Consider the following 2,314-nt stretch of genomic DNA (forward strand, 5'->3'; position numbering starts at 1 on the left):
GCATGGCTCTGGCGATAATAGTATCAGTTTCACAAAAAACATCATTTTCAGTAAAAGTATTATAAAAACGTTCGGTTGCTGATTGATAGCGTGAATCGTCTTTTTTTTCTGGCTTGCTATCAGGCTTGTTATCAATAATACCCAGTTTATCCCACGCTTGTTTTTGTAGAATTGCTGGTTCATATCTTTCAGCTAAGCATTCAACACCACTATAAGCATATTTATAATTAAAATTTTCCCATTCAAACTGTAAATAAACTAAACGCCATTCATAATCAAAATAGCTATATCTATTTAAAAGGGAACATCCTTCCGATTCAGCCTCTTTTTCACCTGAATAAAGATATTTTTTTAATAATGCTAAAATTCTATCGGTATCGTATTGCTCAATAACGCCATTAAGGGCAAAATATTCGTCAACCGTGTCAGTTAGCAAATCTGCATAATATTCATCTGATTTCTCGAGATATTTTAGGTCGCTTTCAAGCTCAAATACCTTTGTTTGTCGATAGGTTTGCTCTAGTGGTATTTCAATAAGAATATTATCTGTTTGGAAAAGGGCAATTTTGAAATATTTATTAGTCATATCACCAAAAAAACCATCATCCAGCATTTTCTGGAGTTTTTCGGTAAGTAATGGAACAAAATATTGATTATTTATCTCAACGCCATAACTAGTCCCATCATATTCTAGCTCATTTAGATTTTCTGAATAATAGCATTGGTAACTTCGCTCATTGAATAAAGCATATATTTCCAGCTTTTTATAATCAAAGGTAATATAAAAACCACAAACATTTTCAGGTAACTTGTCAGTTGGAGTATTTTTTTCATCTTCTGTTTGGGTAGTATCAAAAATGTACTGTAATCCGTTAACTATTTTATCCACCATTTGTACCGGATAATCGGTAAGATATTGTTCAGCCAGCTGATGGATTGATTCGGAATGAGTCTGATAACGGTCATAAATATATTTCATCACACCTTGCGCAAAGATTTCTTGGAAAAGAATTTCTGGATCTATGATTCTCAAAAGATAAGGAATGCAATCAAAGTGAATAGGTGATATTTTTTTCATAAATTTTGAAAATATCATTTGTAGCATATCTTTGATGAAAATTTGAAATTCATTATTGCTGGGGCTTAATGCTTTTAATTGTTCAAATGTCGCTTCAATATCGAACTCCACACCTTGCTTTATATAACTTCGTAACAATATTTTTAAATTATCAAATTCTTGTTCTTGTGGTGTTTTGGTTAAAGTCTCTTTTTTAATTGAAGTATTACTTTGTTTTGGTGGTTGTTTAACTGGAACAACTTCTTTAGGCGGAACCTTACGTAACTCTTCAAAATCAAATGCTACAAGATCCCTCCACGGTTTTTCTTTACCATCATCAATCACATCTTTGGGTGGAATGGGTTTGGGGTGTTGTTTTGGTTTTGGAGCATCAGGCATTTTGATGATTGTTTTTTCTGTGCAGGTTGATTGTTCAAGCGCTGGTGGGATTGCTTTTTCCTCATAGCCCTTTTTGATTTTTGATTTGATCAGTTTGTTGGCTTCTTTTTCCGCATCGTAAGGCGAAGAAAACGTTTTAACTTGTGTTTGTCCTTTTGTCCCTATCTTACCAAATACGATTGTTAGGGATTCGTCTTGTTGGGTGATATACCAAAATTTGTTTGATTGTAAATCGCTATATTCTAGATACTTTTTCATTGTGTTATGTTTTCCTTATACTTATCTTTTTTATATTTATCAGAATAATTTGAATTTATCCTGTTTATTGGGGCATAAGCCCCTTTTTATGATTTTATTTTTTATAATTTCGCTAACTTTTCCTGCCAGTATTCTTGATATTGTGGCAGGCGTTTTTGTGCTGTTTGGTACACCTGTTTTAGTTCAGTAGTATCGAGTTTTCTTTGCAGTTTCTCCATGGCATAATCTTGTTTTTTCTGCATCATGTATGCCCTAAACAGTAGTGAGGCATCATAGACTTCACCCATATCCGGCGTAATTTTTTCAAGCTGTTTGATTGCCCGATAATTATCATCCTTCAAAACTCCGGCGGCTATAGCTTCATCCAAATACATCATACCGGGCTTAGAGTAATCAATGTTTGGGCTTCCTTTGGGACTATCGAAGTAATAGTGTTGTTTTCTTAGTGCGTATAATTTCTCTTTATCGGGCGCTTGTTTGTTCATTGCTTCTGCAATCTTAGCAAAATCCATTACTCCATAAATTAGCTGAGCTTGGTTTTTACCATAAATTCCCATACCCACTTGATAAGGTGTGCCACTAAAATCAATCACGACCTTT

Annotated in this window: 2 protein-coding genes; both read right to left on the reverse strand. The window is 33.8% G+C overall.

The annotated features are described in order from the left end of the window. On the reverse strand, window positions 1-1,714 hold a 1,714-nt coding region (locus ACKJXD_RS11825; RefSeq protein WP_430876412.1), incomplete at its 3' end, for a WGR domain-containing protein. Window positions 1,715-1,815: 101 nt separating this feature from the next. Beyond that, the coding region (locus ACKJXD_RS11830; protein WP_430876413.1) for a hypothetical protein at window positions 1,816-2,314 on the reverse strand (499 nt) is incomplete at its 5' end.

The sequence above is a fragment of the Gilliamella sp. G0441 genome, assembly GCF_050589305.1.
Classification (GTDB): domain Bacteria; phylum Pseudomonadota; class Gammaproteobacteria; order Enterobacterales; family Orbaceae; genus Gilliamella.